This is a genomic window from Vibrio sp. 1078-1 (genome assembly GCF_033340475.1).
Map to the genome: position 1 here is coordinate 1 of NZ_JAWOWM010000811.1, position 535 is coordinate 535.

At 49.3% G+C, this 535-nt stretch carries 1 protein-coding gene; it reads left to right on the forward strand.

What is annotated here, in order from left to right:
• On the forward strand, positions 1-535 hold a 535-nt coding region (locus tag R7190_RS30210; RefSeq protein ID WP_318138254.1), incomplete at both ends, for an amino acid ABC transporter permease.

A 535-nucleotide genomic window follows, 5' to 3' on the forward strand; every position in this document is an offset into this window, starting at 1 on the left:
TGGAAATGGCCACATGGGGCTTGGTCTTTTCACTGATTTTAGCCGTCATTTTGGCGAACATTCGCGTATTTAAGCTGCCAGTTCTCGACCAATTGAGTCAACTGTACATCAGCTTCTTCCGTGGTACCCCACTGTTAGTACAACTTTTCCTGCTTTATTACGGCTTGCCACAAATCTTCCCTGTGATGGTGGGCATCGATGCATTTTCTGCCGCAGTGATTGGTTTAACATTGCACTTTGCCGCTTATATGGCCGAGAGTATTCGTGCTGCAATCATCGGTATTGATCGCAGCCAAATGGAAGCGAGCCTATCGGTCGGCATGACAACGCCACAAGCGATGCGTCGCGTGATTCTGCCACAAGCAACACGAGTAGCACTGCCCTCATTGATGAACTACTTCATTGATATGATTAAGTCGACTTCCCTCGCCTTCACGCTTGGCGTGGCAGAAATCATGGCTAAAGCGCAGATGGAGGCCTCTTCTAGCTTCCGCTTCTTCGAAGCTTTCCTTGCCGTCGCTCTTATCTACTGGGG